We start from the raw sequence: 17,963 nt of genomic DNA, 5'->3' as shown, positions 1-17,963 counted from the left end.
CCCTGATGGCTAAACGAAACGAAGCAGATTTACACCGGGAGGACCCCGTATGACAACCAAGTACACCGACGCGCCGCGCACGCGCGTCATGACACCGGCCGCGCTCAACAACGGCGTGCACGAGAACCATTCCATCGGACAAACCATGGCCATCGCGCCCAAAAAGGGCCTGTTCGACGACATTTCCATTCCCCAAATCATCGCCGGCGCCGCAGCTGCCGCCACGAGCGTCGCGCTTGCTTCAAAGATCGGCATTGCCGGCTCGGTGATTGGTGCCGCTGTGAGCTCAGTCATCACTGTTGTGTCCTCGCAGGTCTATCGCCACTTTATCTCCGCCAGCGCCGAAGCAATCAAGGGCACGCATGCCGCTGTCGACTACCCTGCCGGCGTCTACGAGCCCGTTGAGCCCAATGTCGAGGAGCGCCTGGGTGGCGCCGCGACCACGCAGGAGATGCGCCAGATTGCGGGGCGCGCGACCACGGCGCGCGTCGCCCCCAACAGCCTGCGCGCCAAGGCGGCGGCAGAGCGCAGCCAGACGCAAAAGAAGGTCATCATCTTCTCGATCGCCATCGCCATCGTCGCGGTCATCGCCTGCGCCGGTGCCATCCTTATCACCACTGCCGGTGAGGGTCTGGGCGAGCGTCCCGAGCCAATCCTGTCGTCGCGCACGACCGAGAGCGATGCAAATGGCAACACCCAGTCGCAGGATCAGCAGGCACAGACGGACGACACGCAAGACAGCTCTGCCTCTGCCAATTCGTCCTCGAACACCCAAAACCAATCGCAGGGCACCGATTCCTCTACGGCCAACAGTAGCTCGCCGTCCGGCACGACCGACTCAAGCCAAACGACTGACGGCTCTCAACCGAGCACGGGCGACCAGACGAGCGACACCACGTCGGGAACGGGCACAGCAAACAGCAGCAACAGCAATTCGAGTGGCACCACATCGGGCACGACATCTGACAGTTCAAGCCAAGGCACGACATCGGGCAACTAGGCACATTTGCCTCTCATAGATAACCGACCTGTACAACGGGCGCGAATCGATAGCGGTTCGCGCCCGTTTGCCTTGGGCGACGAGATGGCAAGCCCTGTGCGATGGTAAGATGCTTTGGTGTGTAAAGAGGAGATTTGCCATGAGCAAGACAATAGTTAAGCCCACGCTATCGCTGGGCAACCACATCTATCTGTATCGCCTGCTGCGCGACGCGATTGGGTGCGGTAAGCAAACGTTTATGACGCAGGTCGAGGAGGCGCTCGCCGCCGGCGACATGGCCGCTTATGACCTGGGCTTCGAGTCCACGCGCGAGTTGCTCGAGGAACTCGACGACTGCATTAAGCTGACTGTCTTTAAGGGCGGTCGCCTGTATGCCACGGTCATCGCCAACGAGGCATGGGATGCCGCACTTGCCAAGGGCGAGGACAAGCCCAAGGCCACCAAGGGCGCCAAGCAGTCCTACAAAAAGAAAAAGCGCGGCGAGAAGGACCTGAAGGCCGTGCGTCCCAAGCACGTTAAGCTTCCCGAGCCCGAGTCCGTGGCCGAAGTCGCTCCGGAGCCCGAGCCCGAGCCCGAGACAGAGATCGAAGTCGCTATTGAGGTAGCAGCAGAAGCCGAAACCGAAATCGCCGCCACGACCGATCCCAAAGCCATGTCAAAGCAGGAAGCCGCTGCGGAGCTCAACGAGACCCCCAAGTCGACAACCGAAGAAGCCGCCAACCAACCCGAGACGCCTGCGTTCCAAAACAGCGATGTCTTTGGCAACGAGGCCGAGGACGATCAGTCCGACGAGCCCGCCGATCAAGGCGCTACCGAATCGGCACCGGAGCCCGAGACGCCGCTGCCCGCCATCTCGCTCACGGTCGTCTATGACCCCGAGAACGCCAACGCCGGCATCACCACCATGGCCTCCACACCGATCGAGGCAAAGCCGTCTGTCGAGGCAGAGGACGCCCCGCAAGCCGACGCCAAAACCGAGACTGAAGACACATCCGTCTCCGTGGAACCGACAGATTCCGCAGTTAAGCCAGAACCGGCGCCCGAGTCTGCACCCGTCATCGAGTCCGCATCCGCACCTGTCTATGACCAAATTCCCGCACCGGTACCGGCTTCGGTACCCGCAGCAGCACCGGCCCCCGCACCCACAGCACCGACCATCCCCGAGGACTTCCCCGTCGATTTCGCAACCGAGGTCTTCTGCCCCGGCCCGTTGCTACACCAGCTGTCGACCTATCTCCCCTACGGCGCCGACACGCTCGGCATCGTCGGCGAGTACTACTGGATCGCCCGCGAACGCGGCACCATCGAGGCCGCGCGAAACCGCGCAATCTTCCCCCTGCGCTACACGCAGGCCGGCGAGCGCCACGAAGTCACCGTGCGCATCCGCCGCAACACCACCGGAGGCCTCGGAGCCACCTGGACCGTCGACAAGGTTGAAGAATCCAACGAATAGCAAAATGCGGCGAACGTCACAAAAACGTTCGCCGCATTTTTTTATTTTCCCAGGTTGAGCATAAGTTCGTGTGACAAAGGGGCTGTCCCTTTGCCACATCAAACTAGTCCCTGGTAAGTTTCCTGTGGATACGATGCGGCTGGGCTGCGTCCTCGCCCAGGCGCTCGATACGGTTGGCCTGATAGGCCTCAAAGTTGCCCTCAAACCAATACCAGTTGCCCGGGTTCTCGTCGGTGCCTTCCCACGCCAGGATGTGCGTGGCGACGCGGTCCAAGAACATACGGTCGTGGCTAATGACCACCGAGCAGCCCGGGAACTCGAGCAGCGCCGCCTCGAGCGAGGACAGCGTCTCGACGTCGAGGTCGTTCGTGGGCTCGTCGAGGAGCAGCAGGTTGCCGCCCTGCTTGAGCGTAAGCGCCAAGTTCAGACGGTTGCGCTCGCCACCGGAGAGCACGCCAGCGCGCTTCTGCTGGTCCTGGCCCTTAAAGCCAAAGCTCGCCACGTACGCGCGGCTCGGAACCTCGGTCTCGCCGACCATCATGTGGTCCAGGCCGTCCGAGACGACCTCCCACAGGTTCTTATCGGGGTCGATGCCGGAACGGTTCTGGTCGACGTAAGAAATCTTGACGGTCTCGCCCACCTCGAGCTCGCCCGAAGTCAGCGGCTCCAGGCCCACAATCGTCTTGAACAGCGTGGTCTTACCGACACCGTTGGGGCCGATAACGCCCACGATGCCGTTGCGCGGCAGGGTGAACGAAAGGTCATCGATGAGCACGCGGCCATCGAACTCCTTGTGCAGATGATGGGCCTCGAGCACCTTGTTGCCCAGACGCGGGCCCACAGGGATGCGGATGTCGGTCCAGTCGAGTTTCTGGCTGGCGCGGGCCTCGGCCTCCATCTCCTCGTAGCGAGCCAGACGGGCCTTGTTCTTGGCCTGGCGAGCCTTGGGCGAGCTGCGTACCCACTCGAGCTCGGCCTCCATGCGCTTGGCGAGCTTGGCGTCGCGGTTGCCCTGAGCCTCGATACGGGCGGCCTTGGTCTCCAGATACGTGGAGTAGTTGCCCTTGTAGGGATAAAGGTGGCCGCGGTCGACCTCGCAGATCCACTCGGCAACGTTATCCAGGAAGTAGCGATCATGCGTGACGGCAAGCACCGCGCCCTGATAGTTGTGCAGGAAGTGCTCGAGCCACAGGATCGATTCGGCGTCCAGGTGGTTCGTGGGCTCGTCGAGCAGCAGCAGGTCGGGAGCCTCGAGCAGCAGCTTGCACAGGGCCACGCGACGGCGCTCGCCGCCGGAAAGCACGTTGACCGGCATGTCGGAATCGGGCAGCTGCAGGGCGTCCATGGCCTGACCGAGCTTGGAATCGATATCCCAGCCGTCGGCGGCGTCGATCTCGTCCTGGAGCTTGCCCATCTCGGCCATGAGGGCGTCCATATCGCAATCCGGGTCGCACATCTCCTCGCCGATCTTGTTGAAGCGATCGACCTTGGCAATCATATCGCCAAACGCCATGCGCACGTTCTCGATGACGGTCTTGTCGTCATCGAGCGGCGGCTCCTGCTGCAGGATGCCCACGGTGTAGCCGGGGGTAAGCCTGGCATCGCCGTTGGAGACTTCCTCGATACCGGCCATGATCTTGAGCAGGGTCGACTTACCCATGCCGTTGGGGCCCACGACGCCGATCTTGGCACCGGGGTAGAAGCTCAGGGTCACGTCGTCAAGGATTACCTTGTCGCCATGGGCCTTACGAGCCTGATACATCTGGTAGATAAACTCCGCCATTTGCCTGTTTTATCCTTTCTACCTTCTGTTTCCCTATTCTTGATTCGCTTTAGTGGAAACGAAATGAGGAAACCAGCTCTGAAACTAAACGAAAAAGGGGCATGGTTGCCCACACCCCCTAATACTACCTGGGAATAATCCCCCGGAACATACTATGAACTGCGTACGCTAGTTTTCCGCAACCTTAACGAGCGGCTCGCTGCGATTTGCGCCACAGCAGATACGAATAGACGTAGGCAGCTCCAGCTGAACCAAACGCCAGAACCGCAATCACCGCGGCGACGACTTCACTCGAAAGCACGCTACCCGCCACGCCCATCACAATCAGGCCAACGCCCAGCACCATAAAGCAGGCACCGCCAAAACGCTGCGTACGGCGCCAGTTCTCGGGATCGGCAAGCGCCCAGGGCGTCTTGATACCGAGCGTGTAGTTCTGCTTTACGCGCGGTAAGTAGTTGCCCATACCAATAAAGAGCAAGCCGATAGCGCCTGATACCAGCAAATTGACCGTTCCTACCACCGGCACGATGCCCCACACCGTTAGCTCCCCCAGCCAGCTTATGGCACACATGAGCAGCGTGAAGGCGATTACGAAGCCCTGATAGAACTTACCCGAGGTCCGATACGCCTCGCCCTTGGGGTCAATGCGTGGTACGACGTAGAACATCGCGAGAAGTGCCAGAGGCAACACGCCGAGCGCGGAGGCCATCCAGCTAGGGCCCCAACCGTCGACGGCGCCATTCGCGCCCCAGTGCGTGGGAATCTGCGCCGGCAGGCTCGGCATCACTATCAGATGCGCCGCGACATTGGCAACGCACAGAGCGACCAGTGCAATCCACACGCGCGACGATACCCCCGTGGCGTGAATGCCCTTGTTTTCGTTATTCATCCTTATCACCTTCAGTGTTTGTAAAGCCCATAAACCAGCCAATCAAGTCCTGCATGACGGTGGTATTTAAGCTGTAAACGATGTTTTGGCCATGGCGCTCATCGGTCACCAGCCCGGCGTTTTTAAGCGTTGCCAGATGATGGCTGAGCGACGGTTTGCTTATGTCGAAATGCTCGGCGAGCTCCCCCGCCGTGCAATTGCCCTCGCGCAGCAGTTCTAAAATGCGCCGCCGCGTTGGATCCGCCAGCGCCTTAAAACCTTCTCCCGGCATAGAACCTCCTCTCGCTATCTCTCGCGACGTGCACACTATACTCGATATTTAGATGTTTGTCTAATTATCTAATAGCAATGTTATGTATAGAACATTCGTTCGTTTTTAGATACAATGGGTCCAGAAGCAGATGGGCCAGCTCCCTCTTCCCAAGAAGGAGATGGACTATGAGTATTAACGATGTCCTGACGTTGTTGTTGCTTGTAATCGCGGCTGTGGAGCTCGGCATCCACATTGGAGGTCGAATGAAATAGCCGCCCCCGCGTAATGCGAAGACGGCCACTTCTCACGCTACAAACGTGTTTGGGAGTTGGCCAACCCGCTGCAACGGGTGCCATCTGCTTCATCTTATGCGAATCCCTGCCTCATTTCAACAAACGCCGAGGGCTCAAATGGAATCGCGATAATACCTATAATGGCGATAGTTAAAACATGAATCGCTTCCCCATCGGAGGATATCTATGGCCGAAACTGCTGCACTCGTCGAGACGCGCGATACCAAGCTCGAGATCATCATGGGCCGCGAGGCACTCGACAAGCTCGCCGATGCCACGGTGCTGGTACTCGGCTGCGGAGGTGTGGGCTCCAACTGCTGCGAGGCACTCGCCCGCGGCGGCATTGGTCATTTTGTAATTCTGGACAAGGACATCATCGCGCCCAGCAATATCAATCGCCAGGCCATCGCCTTTCACAGCACCGTCGGCAAGCGCAAGGTCGATGTTATGGAAGCCATGATCCACGACATCAATCCCGCCACCACCGTCATCAAGCGAACTGAATATCTGCTGAGCGACAATATCGACGAGTTCTTTACGAGCGTTTTTGAGCAGACGGGCGGCAAGCTCGACTACGTCGTCGACGCCATCGACACCATTTCGGCAAAGCTTACCATTGCCAAATATGCTCAGGACCACGGCATTCGTTTGGTTAGCTCCATGGGCGGGGCCAACAAGCTCCATCCCGAGTGCCTCCGCTTTGCCGACATCTTCGATACGGTACGTGACCCCATGAGCCGCATTATGCGCAAAGAATGTAAGAAGCGCGGAATCAAGAGCCTACATGTACTGTTTAGCTGCGAGGAATCGGTTAAGACGCAGCCCCGCGACCCTTCCAACATCCACGAGCGCACCGAGCTGGGAACCGCCAGCTTTATGCCGCCCATCATGGGCCAGATGATCGCCGGCGAGGTTATCCGCCAGATCAGTGGGCGCGGCACCGAGCACGTGCGCTCCGATGGCCAGCGCCTAGACTAGCGGAGCGCGCCGAGATGGAGCCCCGGTTATTTGATGCACACTGCCATCTTGATTTAATGGCTCACCCGGACGCCGTTGCCGATGAGGCAATGGCGCTGGGCCTGATTCTATTTGACTGCGGCGTCGATCCGCACGACTTTGCACGCGCCAAGAAGCGCGCCTGCGGCCGTTCAAATATCTTTGCCGGCATCGGCCTCCATCCCTGGTGGCTCGCCGACGGACGATGTGACAACGCTGAAATCAATCTGCTTTGCGAAGTCGCTGCACAAGAACGCTTGATCGGCGAGGTCGGGCTCGACTTTTCCGCTCGTTTTGCCGGAAGCGAGCCGCTACAAGTACAGGCATTTGACCGGCTCTGCGATACACTCGTGCAGCACCCTCTTGCCGGGCGCGTGATATCAATTCACGTCGTTCGTTCGACAGGAACCGTGCTGGACGTCCTCGGGTCACATGAATTGCTCGCCCCAAGCCCCGACTCCCCCGCCATCATCTTCCACTGGTTTAGCGGTACCTCGAACGAGTTCGTCCGCGCGCGAAACGCAGGCTGCTATTTTTCCGTGAACGAGCGGATGCTCGCATCTAAACGAGGACGCGAATACGCACGACAGATTCCACTCGACCGTCTACTGCTCGAGACCGATGCGCCGGCCGAGCCAAACACAGAAACAAGCGCGCAATCGCTCATCAGATCGCTCACAAGGACCTCAGAACGCATCGCCTCGCTCAAAAAATGTGACATAAAGCGCATCGAATCGGCAGTTTTAGCAAATGCGCGCTCTGTTTTTGACCTTCGCTAACCCCTGTGGGCAAAAATGCCAAGGGACATGCGAATCGCACAACGCAGTCCCTATTGGAAGGCGGTACAGTTCGGCGGCATTACACCAATTCGTGCATGAGACCACGGTTGCGTGTATACAATTCGTCAAAGATATGACGGCGCGACGCATATAGCTCGTGGGCAGTCATATCGGGCACGATTGTTTGCGCAACGCCAAGGACTCGGGCGAGTTCATCCCATGATGCATAGGCGCCACCTGCGAGAGCTGCCATAATGGCATCACCGAAGCATGCGCCCACCGTAACCTTGGCAACCGAGACCTCGCGCCCGCATACGTCGGCGATAGCTTGCATCCAAATTGGATTCTTGGTTCCACCTCCGACAAGCATAATGCGCCCAATTGGCAGTCCATGCTCTCGCTCGATAATGTCGACATGGGATGCAACGGTATACGCGACGCCTTCCAAGGCGGCGCGAACCATATGGGCTCGCGTATGCCTTCCGGTCAGGCCAAAGAAGACGCCACGCGCCTCGGAATCGTTGAGCGGAGTACGCTCCCCCGCAAAGTACGGCAGACACAGGAGCCCATCGGCACCCGGCGCCACATCGGCGGCATCATGCGCCATAACCGAATATGCATCGGGGCCACCGTGGCCCTCGGCCTCTACGGCGTCGCGATACAGCTCTTGGCGCAGCCACGATGTGAGTGCACCCGCTGTATTGGTCCCCGCGCAGATCCCGTAAGTTCCGGGAATGATAAACGTCCCTGGCCACAGGCGAGCATCATCGACCATATGATCAGCTAAGTAGATGAAATACGCCGTGCTCCCCAACTGAACCATCATATCGCCGGGACGGAATACACCCGTCGAAATGGCCTCGGCACCAGAGTCGCCCGTTCCCACCAAGACAGGTGTCCCTGCCACGAGCCCCGTCGCCTCAGCCGCACGCTGCGTAATCACCCCGGCAATATCGGTAGCCGACATTACCTCCGCCATCTGGTCAGGCCGGCAGAAACGATCACATTCCCGAGCATCAACCTTCCAAGTGTAGCGATCGTATAGGGGAAGAAAATCCTCCGCCAAATAACGGTCCACCGTAAAACGCCCCGTCAACTTCGCGCACAGAAACGATGATGCCGTCAGGAACTTCGCGGCACGTTCGTGCACCTCGGGCATATTCTCCTTAAACCACAAGATCTTTGGAGCAATATCTGACGAACAGGGATCGTGCCCGAAAAGCTCGCGTGCGCGATCTGGCCCATATTCGGAAAGAAGCTCATCAATCTGCGGCTTCGAACGTGCATCGACTCCATATAAGATCGCGGGCGCCAGCGCGTTGCACTCGGTATCGACCGGTACGCAGTCGCAACCCAATGCGGAAAGGCCCACGCATCCAATCTGCGCCGCATTAACCCCCGATCGCACCACCAGCTCGCGCGACAAGCGGCAAAAATCTCCCCACCAAACTGCCTCCGCATCATGCTGGTACCATCCATCACGCGGGTTGTCCGTCTCGTGTCCACAAGAGGCCTGGCAAACGATGTTGCATCGATTATCGATTAAAACGCCTTTAGAGGCGCTTGTCCCAATATCAATACCCAGATAGAACGCCATAGGTGCCTACTCCCCTCGCGCCGTACGAGCGGCAGCCATAAAACGAACTACCCGCTCAACATCAACCGGGGCATCCAGCTTTCCGTCGCGCTTTAAGCAGGTGCCGACAAACGCGCCATCGTAGTGAGCAAATACGTCAGCCACGGTATTTTCGCGACAACCGGTGCCACATACCACAGGCACTTCGCCAACACGCTCGCGGACCTCATCGGCAAGCTCGCCCGAAGCACCACGACCGGCAGCCGAACCGCCGATGACCATCGCATCTGGAAGGCAATTAAAGAGAAGTGAATCGGCAATGTCCGCAGTCGTGCGGTCGTTGAGATAAACCTCCCCCTCGCTCGTGATGAAGTGAAAAAGCTTGAGGTCGTCCAGGCGCAGCGCCGTCTTGCGACGCATGGTGTGAGCGAAATCTCGGTTAATCAGCCCGAGATCACCGGCCCAGACACCGCAAAAATTGCAGCGCGTGAACTGCGCATCGACGGCAGCGCACAGCTCGATTGTGGCATCACCATCGTAAATAGCTTCAGCTCCCCAAGGGGTCGACAAATCATGGGACAGAGCCCCGATTACATAGCCCATCGATGCAAGGGTTGAGGGAGAAACGTGCTGCTCATAGGGCATCGAGAGCTCATTGGTAATCAAAATGCCATCGACACCGCCCCGTTGCAACGCTTCGAGATCGCGCTTGGCGGCTTCCACGACCTGCGACACGCTTCCGCCCGGGTAATACAGTGGATCACCCGGCAGAGGACGCAGGTGCAGCATTCCGATAACCGGCTTTTCGGTCTTGAACATCGAAGTTAGAAACGACATGAAGTGCTCCTTCATAGGGTTATCGCGGGGACGTTACTCCCCCAGCACCTCGACGTACACTTTTCGCTTCTGCGGACCGTCAAACTCCGCAAGATAGATGTTCTGGGCACCTCCACACACGATGTGGCCATCTTGGACGGGAAAGAAGCAGCTGTTTCCACAAATCATGCTCTTGATATGCCCACAGGAGTTGTTGCCGGTGGCTCCATAGCTCGGCAGGAAGTGTGCATGCGCATAGGGGGCATCTAGCGGGGCGATGCGATCAAGCGTCTCCATAAGATCCGTCTCCACGCAGGGCAGCCCCTCGTTTACCACGATTCCACAGGTCGTATGCGACAAAATAATCGCTGCCAAGCCATTCGTCACCGAGCTGCGTTCAATGGCAGCGTGCACGTCTTCGGTAATATCGATGAACTGGTCCGGAGCAGTCGATAGATAGCTCAATGTCTCGAGCGCCACCATGTTCACTCATCCCCTTCAAGAAAACGCAGGGCATTACCCCAGTAGAGCCTTTCTCGCGCATCATCGCGCATGGACACGGTATCGAGCGCCCGTTTGAGTTTGAACGCACGGAAGCGCGGCGTATTGCTGGCGAACATCACTTGATGCGATAGCGCGCGCTCATACCACAGCGGCCCCATATCGACCGTGAAAAGACGCTGCATCATCTCCTCGGGCGAATCGATGTAAGTGATAGAGGTGTCCGTGTAGCAGTTGGGATACTTGAGCAGCATCGCCACGGTCTCGCGCACCCAGGGCCAGCCAAAGTGGGTCAAACTAAAACGCACATTTGGATGCGTTGCGATTGTGTGCTCAAATTCAAGCGGATTACTGCGCGAGAGCTCTGCGCCCGGCTCCCAAGACATACCGGCATGGAAAACCACCGGCTTGTTATAGCGCTCGCACAGCTCGTAAAGCGGCTCGGCCACGGCATCATCGGGAGCAAAACCCTGCTTTGCCGGATGCAGGCAAAGCCCCTTTGCCCCCAACTCGGTAAAGGCGCGCCCCAATTCGTCTGCGGCACCGCTCACCTGCGGATCTACGCTCGCAAATCCCCACAGACGATCGGGATGCGCGGCAACCAGCATGGCAATCTGGTCATTGGTGCCAAAATGCCCTCCGCATGCCGTGGTTACATCGAGCGGCATGAGCACGCTCTTCTGCACATCGCAGACGTCCATCTCGACTTGAAGCTCATCCCAATCCATGGGGCCCATATGCCCCATACCAAATTCTCGTGACCAAAAACCGAATCCATCAGGCTCATCACCCGGCGTATAGATCTCGCCGTAGAGCATGGGCTGGACCAACATGTCGATAACCATTTCGCACTCCTTTCCAAGCATTTGACCCTAGTACGGCTCAAAAGAGCCGATGACGCGGGACGAAAGCTCGGCGCCCGCCTTCATACACGCCGGAATATCAAGGCCATCAATCACGCCCTTGGTAAACCCGGCGATATACGAGTCACCGGCGCCCACGGTGTTAACGACCTTCTCTGCCGGTACGATCCCGCACTCATAGAAGCGTTCGCCGTCAAAGGCAATGCTTCCCTTCTCGCCAAGCGTGGCAACTGCCACCCGCGGCCCCAACTTCTGTACGTGACGTACCCAATCACGCAGCTCCGGAGTGTCCTCTTCAAACGACATAAACGCATAGTCTACGTAAGGAAAATGAGCCTCGCAGGCATATTCGGGATCCTGGCTGAACACCGAGAAGTCCATAACCACCGTCTTGCCCGCATCATGCCATTCGGGCAGGAGGTCCAAACAATTGCCAAACAGGTCGGTATGAATGATGTCATGCTCTAGGATAAACGCCCGGTCATCTTCATTCGGTCGATATGTCTCCATAACACCATCGATTGCCTCGAGATGCACGCGATCGACGCCGTCTTTCAATGCCATGAGCATCACCGAGGTGTCGCCATCCTCCACCCGCAGATGTGAGATATCGAACCCCTCAGCGGCCAGCGCCTCTCTCATCTTGTCTCCGTACTCGTCCTTGCCGACAACCGACACGGCGGATACCGAAACTCCCATTCGTGCAAGATGGATACCCCAGTCAATGCCATTACCAGTCGGATAGAACACGCCGATGTTTTGATAGACGTCCGCACAGCAAAAACCAGCCGCGCACGCTTTAATACCCATGGTCTTCTCCAATGTTCAAAAGGGGACCCACCACATGGCGAGCCCCCTTTTCGCGTTTCGCTTATTGTTTTGCATCGGCCGTCCAAAGCCTCATAGCCAGACCGCCGTACGCTTTCTTAAGCTATTCGACGATTGGTGCTCCGTGGCCCCAAGAACCTTCCATGCCGCACACGGTCGAGGCAAACCCGGCAGCAAAGTCGAGCGCACGCTCGATGGCCTCGGCGCCATCTTCACCACGCTTGGCGGAATCGAGATAGCACATCAAAAACGAGGTGAGGAACGAGTCGCCCGCCCCCATGGTGTCCTTCATGTCCGTTACCGGTTTAGCCAGCTGGCGGTAATAACGCTCGCCGTCGTAAGCAATGCAGCCCTCGGCGCCCGCCGTAGCCGACACAAAACGCGGACCCAAGCCCTTCACCCATGCCAGACGCTCGCGAATCTCGTCCTCACTCGCGGCATCCGCCGCACTAAAGAAAGCGAAATCGACGTAGGGCGCAATCTGCTCGTAGTACTCGTCGGTGGAGTCGTCCGAAAAGTCAAAAGAGACCGTGACGCCCGCAGCCTTCAGCTTGGGCAGCTCGCGCTCGGTAAAGCAATAGTTGCCCGAATGAACCACATCGAACTGCTTCATGTACGAAAGGTCAAAGCGATCGAGGACATAGCGCGCATCGCCACGGATACCGCCCTCGTTGGAGCCAAGGAAGACACGGTCACCGTCAACGACGGTGACGCGAGCCGCTCCGTTCTCGCCAATCATCTGCTCGCACTTGTCAAGCTCGATACCCTCATCCTCGAGGCTTGCAATGACATGCTCGGCAGCGGCGTCATTGCCAAAAATGCCCATGTATGCGGAGCGTGCGGCACCGCATTTCTTGGCATAAACGGCGAAGTTCACCGCATTGCCGCCAGGATACATGGTATGGATATGCTCGTAGCGATCGACGACGTTGTCGCCAAATCCGAGCGCGTTAACGTTAAATGCCATGGCCTTTGTCCCTTCTAGTACTCGACAACACCCATATAGCGACGGAAATCGGGATCGTGATCAAACACCTTGCCGCGTGCAGCACGCAGCTCGCAGTTCATGGCATAGAACAGCACCGGGTCCAGATAGGCACGGACGCTCGCCGGCACGGCTTCCATACCGTACTCCTTGGCATCGAGCACCATCAGCGTATCGGTATGCGTCTTAAGGAACGCCAGGGCGCGCTCGTCCATAGCACGGCACTCGCTGGAGCCCATCTGCAGGAAGTAAAAAACGCCATCCTGAGTAGCCTCGAAGGGGCCATGGAAGTACTCGGCAGAGTGGATGTAGCTGCAGTGCTGCCACTGCATCTCCATAAGAGAGCAGATAGCGAAACCGTAGGTCTGGCTAAAGTTGGGACCGCTGCCCAGAATATAGAAGAACTCGTGCTCCTGGCAAAGCTTGGCAAAGCGATCGCCCAGCTCGGCATTTACCTTCTCGCGTGCCGGGGGAAGAATCTTATCCATCTCGGCGATACCGGCATACATATCGGCAAGATCGGCGTAGCCCTCCTGCTGATCGAGCAGCTCTGCCGCAAGCGACAGCGAAATACCAGCGGGGACCTCGGCCTGCGGCACACCCTCGCCCCACGGGTAGACCCACGTGGTCCACTTGCCGGAGTCGATCTTAGATCCAGCATTGTCGGTCTGGGCGATCACCGTAGCGCCGGCAGCAAGGGCAATCTCGCAGCCCTCGACGACCTCGGGGGTGTTGCCACTGTGGCTACAAGCGATGACCAGGGACTTCTCGCCCAGACGACGCGGACGCATAATGTCGAATTCACGCGCGGTATAGATATACGAAGTGAAGGTGGTTGCCTCGCGCTGCAGAAGCTCATGAGCCGGGATCAAATCGATCATGGAGCCACCGCAAGCAATCCAGTAGACGCTGTCGAACTTGCCCTTCTCGGCAATTGCCTCTTTGATCAGATCGTGTGCGTTCATATCCAGTTCCTTTCTTGTTTGGTCCGCAATCAATGAGATTGGCTGCGTGGCCGATAGTTGTTTTAGTCAATCAGATATTTCTCGAATGCGGCCATGTTCTTGGCATCTGCCGCCGCCGGGTCATCGTAGTAACGACCGTCCGTGATTTCCTGGCCCAGCATGCCGTCAAAACCATGGGCGTTGAGCGTGGCGACGAAGGCGTCCATATCGTGCTTGCCATCGCCCCACACCAGATGGCCATACGGGTCACCGTCGATAAAGTGCATCTCGTGAATTGCCCCATCACCAAAGGCGGCAAACCAGTCCTCGAGCGTCTCGCCTGCAACGCCCATCGCGGTTGTATCAACCATGGGCTGTAAGTACGGGCTCGCGACCTCGTCAATCATGCGCTTCGCATCGGAAACCGTCGTCACAAGGTTGCTCTCCTCGGGACGCAGGCTTTCCATCGTAAGCACCAGACCGTGCTCGCCGGCATACTCCGCCAGAATGGACAAGTGCTCGCGGCTGCGCTTCCAGGCTTCCTCGCGATCCTCGTCCCAGTCGCCCCAGCCCGAGTTGACGGACATACGGTCGCACCCAAGTACCTCAGCAAGCTCAATGCCGTGCTTAAAGTACGCCAGGCTGCGCTGTTCATGCAGCGGCTTGCGTGCGCAGTATTGCCAAGGATAGACAACATTCTCGGGGCACAGAGTACGATACCTAAGCCCACGGTCTGCAGCCTTTTTCGCCAGGACCTCAGCCTCAAAGTAGCCCGTGTGGTCGAGCGTCACATGCGGCTCCGCACACCACAGCTCAATGGACTCAAAGCCCAAACGCTGCTGCGCGTCAAGGAAGTAATCGAGCGACCACATGATGTAGTGGATATTCATGCCCGCAATCTGTTCGCGGCGCAGCGTCGGTTTGGATTCAGACACCTTATGCCTCCTTATTTCGATCGAACACGATTTGTCCGTCCGACATCGTCATATCAACCGCAAGATCGCGTGCGTCGCGATAATCGAGGTCGAACACATCCCGATCGAGCACGCAGATATCGGCAAGCTTGCCAACCTCAAGCGTACCCAGCTCGTCTTCGCGCATCAGATCGTACGCGCCCCCGGCAGTCCAAGCGCGCAAGAGCTCGACAAGCGTCAGCACGTTGGCCTCATTCACGGGCAGTCCATCGTCGAAGTATCCGCCGCACGCGCTGTAGATTGACTCGCCCAGGCTCGGAATCAGCAGCGGCAAATCCGTACCACAGCACACCGTGCATCCGGAATCTTCCATGCCGCGGCGATTCCAGCTGTGTAAAAGTCGCGTCTCGCCAATTTGTCGACGCATCATCGATAGGCAATCCTCGCGCCGGTCCAGCGTCAGAATCTGCGGATAGACCTCGCAAATTCCACCTAACTTGCCAAACTCGATAAGATCGGTCGGGTCAGAGTTCTCGAGATCGGTAATCGCATGGCGGCGAAGCATCCGTCCATGTTCGTCTCGAGGCAGCGAGGCATAGAGCGCCACGGTGCGACGAACGGCGCCATCTCCCTGGCAATGCAAGGAATATCGGAAGCCGTCAGCATCAATTGCACGTAGCTCGTTCTCAATCAGATCCCACTCGGGCTCCTCGACGACCGTCTTGCCGGCGGCTCCCGCATCGGCCGTGTCCTCATAGGGGTCAATCATCTCGGCAAGCCCCGCCCATACGCCGCGATCGGTCATACGGTTGAAGCCAGAAAAACGAACGAACGGTCCCCGGAAGCGCTCTCGTGCCTCGCGGGCATATGCCAGATTTGCACCAGCGCCCACCGGCTGCGACATCATAGAGACGCGAACCGTCAGCTCACCAGATTCCTCACGGCGAGCCATTTCGTCGGCAAAGCCGTAGTAGTCATCAAACGCCATCTCCTTGATGGCGGTAACGCCGCGCTCGTTAAGCATGCTCATGTAGTCCGAATACCCCGCACGTACCTCGGGCAGCGCGAGGAAATCGCTCATCATGCGCCAGATCTTCTCGGCATAGCACGCCTGCGGTGTAAAGCCGTATCGCGCACTGGCGGCAGCATTGAGAACGCAGGTCTCCGCACCCGGTGTAAAGCAGACGACAGGGATATCGCCAAAACAATCGTCAAACACAGCCGCCGTATTTGCGTTCTCGGCATCCGATGCCAGCGTTTCGGGTAGGTTGTGGCCAAAAGCCGCCGCGCAATCCGGATGATCTTCTTTCCATGCACGCAAGAGCGACACGGCCTCTTTGGCATCGGCGACGCCGGACAGATCAGACCCCAACGTCCGCAGCGCCCAGCCCGTATAGAAGGTATGCACATCGATCAGGCCAGGCATGACGGTGCGGTCGCCCAGGTCAACTACCTCGTCCGCTTGGGTCAAATACGAAGCTACCTCACACTTGGTGCCAACAGCCTCAATTCGATTGCCACGGACCGCTACGAAACCTTCAAACGGCAGGTCCCCCGTACCGGTAAAGACGCTCTTAGACGTCAGGACCGTCAAACGATCAGACATCACAACCACCTACACCGGAAGCATGCCAGAGATTGCCGTTACGATCAGGCCAAAGACGACCATGAAAATGAAGAACTTCCAAATGGTCTTCCACCATTGGCCAAACGAGATCTTTGCCACGGCAAGGCCGGCGACCGTCATGCCCGCCACGGGACTGATGGTGTTGATGGTCTGATTAGCAAACTGGAGCGCGGTAACGGCTGCCTCGGGATTGAGGCCCATAAGCTCGGTCAGGGGGCCCATAACAGGCATGGTGAGCGCCGCCAGGCCAGAACTCGAGGGAACCAGCAAAGAGAGCAGGCCAAGGACGATATACATAAACGTGGTGTAGACGGCGGCGGGTGCACCGGCGAGCGCAGTAGCGAGCGCCTGGAGAATGGTGTCGATGATCATGCCGCCCTCGGCGATGACCAGAATACCGCGAGCGATACCAATAACGATGGCGGCGTACGCAAAGTCGGCGAGACCTTTAACGAACTCCTCAGCAATCGTCTGCTGGTCAAGACCGCCCAGGATACCGGCAAGCAAGCCCATGCCAAGGAACACGGCGGAAATCTCATTCATGTACCAACCCTGGGTAACAAGACCCCAGACGATAATGCCCATACCGCAAGCAAAATCGATAAGCACGAGCTTCTGACGGATAGTGAACTCTTCCTCGATGGAGGCATCGGTCACGGAAAACTCGATACGCTTGAGCTTATCGTCCTCGTACGTAATGGACGACTCGGGGTTTTTCTTGACGCGCATGGCGTAGCGCATGGCCCATGCGATACCGACGGCAGTGAAGATGACCCAAGAAACGGCGCGCAGCCACAGTTGCGGATTGCCCTCGATGCCGATAATGCCCTGTGCGATCAAGACGTTAAACGGGTCGATGGTCGAAGCACAATATCCCAGGTTAGGACCAAGGAAGCAGATGATGAATGCCGTCATCGAGTCATAACCGATACCCATCATGATGGGAATGAAGATGGCATAGAACGGCAGGGCTTCCTCAGACATACCAAACGTAGTGCCGCAAATGGACAGCAACGTCATCGTGATGGGAATGATGAGGATGTCCTTGTTCTTGAGCTTTTTAATCACACGGCTCATGCCGGCATTCAAAGCGTTGGTCTTGGTGATGATTGCGAACGATCCGCCAATCAATAAGACGAACGCAACGACGTCGGCAGCCTCTTGGATGCCCTTAGTGGGCGCTTGCAGGACCGCGAAGATATCCTGACCCAGATTGATGGTCTCGCCGGTCTCGGAATCGGTGTAGTTCTTATCGACCTGTTCATAGGTTCCAGCAACGGCGACTTCACGCTCGCCCGCCGCTGTCGAAATCGTCTTGCGCTGATACTGACCAGAGGGAACGATCCAAGTCAGGACCGCAAAGACAACGATCAGCAAGAACATGATCGTATAGACATGCGGTAATTTGAAGGTTGATTTCCGATCTCAGCCGAACACATTGAGCGGATAGGCCGTTCCCGCAG

At 57.9% G+C, this 17,963-nt stretch carries 16 protein-coding genes and 1 pseudogene; 4 read left to right on the top strand and 13 right to left on the bottom strand.

The window, feature by feature from the left end; translation table 11 throughout:
• Nucleotides 1–49: 49 nt before the first annotated feature.
• Complete coding sequence (locus I2G43_RS08715; protein WP_195535845.1) at nt 50–1,000, top strand: hypothetical protein; 951 nt, start codon at nt 50–52, stop codon at nt 998–1,000.
• A 139-nt stretch (nt 1,001–1,139) separates the two neighbouring features.
• Nucleotides 1,140–2,453 (top strand): hypothetical protein, encoded by a 1,314-nt coding sequence (locus I2G43_RS08710; RefSeq protein ID WP_195535844.1) that lies wholly within the window; start codon nt 1,140–1,142, stop codon nt 2,451–2,453.
• Between the two features lie 103 nt (nt 2,454–2,556).
• On the opposite strand, the gene ettA is transcribed toward I2G43_RS08710, so the two are convergent.
• From ettA to I2G43_RS08695, 3 genes are all read right to left on the bottom strand, one after another.
• A complete protein-coding gene (gene ettA / locus I2G43_RS08705; protein WP_055251458.1) occupies nt 2,557–4,236 on the bottom strand; it encodes an energy-dependent translational throttle protein EttA in 1,680 nt (559 codons plus the stop codon).
• 184 nt (nt 4,237–4,420) lie between these two features.
• Complete coding sequence (locus I2G43_RS08700; RefSeq protein ID WP_117655297.1) at nt 4,421–5,125, bottom strand: SdpI family protein; 705 nt, start codon at nt 5,123–5,125, stop codon at nt 4,421–4,423.
• On the bottom strand, nt 5,118–5,396 hold the full coding sequence (locus I2G43_RS08695; protein ID WP_022094448.1) for an autorepressor SdpR family transcription factor: 279 nt from the start codon (nt 5,394–5,396) through the stop codon (nt 5,118–5,120). The genes I2G43_RS08700 and I2G43_RS08695 overlap by 8 nt, the downstream gene beginning before the upstream one ends.
• A gap of 461 nt (nt 5,397–5,857) precedes the next feature.
• Between I2G43_RS08695 and I2G43_RS08690 the strand changes: the two genes are divergently transcribed.
• Nucleotides 5,858–6,649 carry a ThiF family adenylyltransferase gene (locus I2G43_RS08690; RefSeq protein ID WP_195535843.1) on the top strand — a complete coding sequence of 264 codons (792 nt, stop codon included), beginning with the start codon at nt 5,858–5,860 and terminating at the stop codon, nt 6,647–6,649.
• A 14-nt stretch (nt 6,650–6,663) separates the two neighbouring features.
• Nucleotides 6,664–7,446 (top strand): TatD family hydrolase, encoded by a 783-nt coding sequence (locus tag I2G43_RS08685; RefSeq protein ID WP_195535842.1) that lies wholly within the window; start codon nt 6,664–6,666, stop codon nt 7,444–7,446.
• A gap of 79 nt (nt 7,447–7,525) precedes the next feature.
• Here I2G43_RS08685 and I2G43_RS08680 read toward each other — a convergent pair whose 3' ends face one another.
• From I2G43_RS08680 to I2G43_RS08635, 10 genes and pseudogenes are all read right to left on the bottom strand, one after another.
• A complete protein-coding gene (locus tag I2G43_RS08680) occupies nt 7,526–9,043 on the bottom strand; it encodes an FGGY-family carbohydrate kinase (RefSeq protein WP_195535841.1) in 1,518 nt (505 codons plus the stop codon).
• Nucleotides 9,044–9,049: 6 nt separating this feature from the next.
• Nucleotides 9,050–9,859, bottom strand: a complete 810-nt coding sequence (locus tag I2G43_RS08675; RefSeq protein ID WP_229071733.1) for a BtpA/SgcQ family protein — start codon at nt 9,857–9,859, stop codon at nt 9,050–9,052.
• A gap of 33 nt (nt 9,860–9,892) precedes the next feature.
• Complete coding sequence (locus tag I2G43_RS08670; protein ID WP_195535839.1) at nt 9,893–10,321, bottom strand: secondary thiamine-phosphate synthase enzyme YjbQ; 429 nt, start codon at nt 10,319–10,321, stop codon at nt 9,893–9,895.
• A 2-nt stretch (nt 10,322–10,323) separates the two neighbouring features.
• Entirely contained in the window at nt 10,324–11,184 is an 861-nt protein-coding gene (locus I2G43_RS08665) for an amidohydrolase family protein (protein WP_229071731.1), read from the bottom strand.
• 27 nt (nt 11,185–11,211) lie between these two features.
• Complete coding sequence (gene frlD / locus I2G43_RS08660) at nt 11,212–12,012, bottom strand: fructoselysine 6-kinase (protein ID WP_195535837.1); 801 nt, start codon at nt 12,010–12,012, stop codon at nt 11,212–11,214.
• 121 nt (nt 12,013–12,133) lie between these two features.
• Nucleotides 12,134–12,997, bottom strand: coding sequence for a PfkB family carbohydrate kinase (locus I2G43_RS08655; protein ID WP_035138847.1), 864 nt, complete (start codon nt 12,995–12,997; stop codon nt 12,134–12,136).
• A gap of 14 nt (nt 12,998–13,011) precedes the next feature.
• A complete protein-coding gene (locus tag I2G43_RS08650) occupies nt 13,012–13,980 on the bottom strand; it encodes an SIS domain-containing protein (RefSeq protein WP_022094440.1) in 969 nt (322 codons plus the stop codon).
• Between the two features lie 62 nt (nt 13,981–14,042).
• Nucleotides 14,043–14,894 carry a sugar phosphate isomerase/epimerase family protein gene (locus I2G43_RS08645; RefSeq protein ID WP_195535836.1) on the bottom strand — a complete coding sequence of 284 codons (852 nt, stop codon included), beginning with the start codon at nt 14,892–14,894 and terminating at the stop codon, nt 14,043–14,045.
• 1 nt (nt 14,895) lies between these two features.
• Nucleotides 14,896–16,479, bottom strand: coding sequence for an amidohydrolase (locus I2G43_RS08640; protein ID WP_195535835.1), 1,584 nt, complete (start codon nt 16,477–16,479; stop codon nt 14,896–14,898).
• A gap of 9 nt (nt 16,480–16,488) precedes the next feature.
• Nucleotides 16,489–17,892: pseudogene (locus tag I2G43_RS08635) on the bottom strand (YfcC family protein); the annotation flags it as partial.
• Nucleotides 17,893–17,963: the final 71 nt, after the last annotated feature.

The sequence above is a fragment of the Collinsella aerofaciens genome (assembly GCF_015557435.1).
GTDB lineage: Bacteria > Actinomycetota > Coriobacteriia > Coriobacteriales > Coriobacteriaceae > Collinsella > Collinsella aerofaciens_Z.
This window is presented reverse-complemented; position numbering and strand designations above follow the sequence as displayed.

Excerpts from the sequence above, each read along its gene's own strand:
- I2G43_RS08640 (WP_195535835.1), bottom strand. The coding sequence starts at position 16,479 with ATGTCTGATCGTTTGACGGTCCTGACGTCTAAGAGCGTCTTTACCGGT.
- I2G43_RS08655 (WP_035138847.1), bottom strand. The coding sequence starts at position 12,997 with ATGGCATTTAACGTTAACGCGCTCGGATTTGGCGACAACGTCGTCGAT.
- I2G43_RS08690 (WP_195535843.1), top strand. The coding sequence starts at position 5,858 with ATGGCCGAAACTGCTGCACTCGTCGAGACGCGCGATACCAAGCTCGAG.
- I2G43_RS08675 (WP_229071733.1), bottom strand. The coding sequence starts at position 9,859 with ATGTCGTTTCTAACTTCGATGTTCAAGACCGAAAAGCCGGTTATCGGA.
- I2G43_RS08695 (WP_022094448.1), bottom strand. The coding sequence starts at position 5,396 with ATGCCGGGAGAAGGTTTTAAGGCGCTGGCGGATCCAACGCGGCGGCGC.
- I2G43_RS08670 (WP_195535839.1), bottom strand. The coding sequence starts at position 10,321 with ATGGTGGCGCTCGAGACATTGAGCTATCTATCGACTGCTCCGGACCAG.
- I2G43_RS08650 (WP_022094440.1), bottom strand. The coding sequence starts at position 13,980 with ATGAACGCACACGATCTGATCAAAGAGGCAATTGCCGAGAAGGGCAAG.
- I2G43_RS08710 (WP_195535844.1), top strand. The coding sequence starts at position 1,140 with ATGAGCAAGACAATAGTTAAGCCCACGCTATCGCTGGGCAACCACATC.
- I2G43_RS08715 (WP_195535845.1), top strand. The coding sequence starts at position 50 with ATGACAACCAAGTACACCGACGCGCCGCGCACGCGCGTCATGACACCG.
- I2G43_RS08700 (WP_117655297.1), bottom strand. The coding sequence starts at position 5,125 with ATGAATAACGAAAACAAGGGCATTCACGCCACGGGGGTATCGTCGCGC.
- I2G43_RS08680 (WP_195535841.1), bottom strand. The coding sequence starts at position 9,043 with ATGGCGTTCTATCTGGGTATTGATATTGGGACAAGCGCCTCTAAAGGC.
- I2G43_RS08685 (WP_195535842.1), top strand. The coding sequence starts at position 6,664 with ATGGAGCCCCGGTTATTTGATGCACACTGCCATCTTGATTTAATGGCT.
- I2G43_RS08665 (WP_229071731.1), bottom strand. The coding sequence starts at position 11,184 with ATGGTTATCGACATGTTGGTCCAGCCCATGCTCTACGGCGAGATCTAT.
- frlD (WP_195535837.1), bottom strand. The coding sequence starts at position 12,012 with ATGGGTATTAAAGCGTGCGCGGCTGGTTTTTGCTGTGCGGACGTCTAT.
- ettA (WP_055251458.1), bottom strand. The coding sequence starts at position 4,236 with ATGGCGGAGTTTATCTACCAGATGTATCAGGCTCGTAAGGCCCATGGC.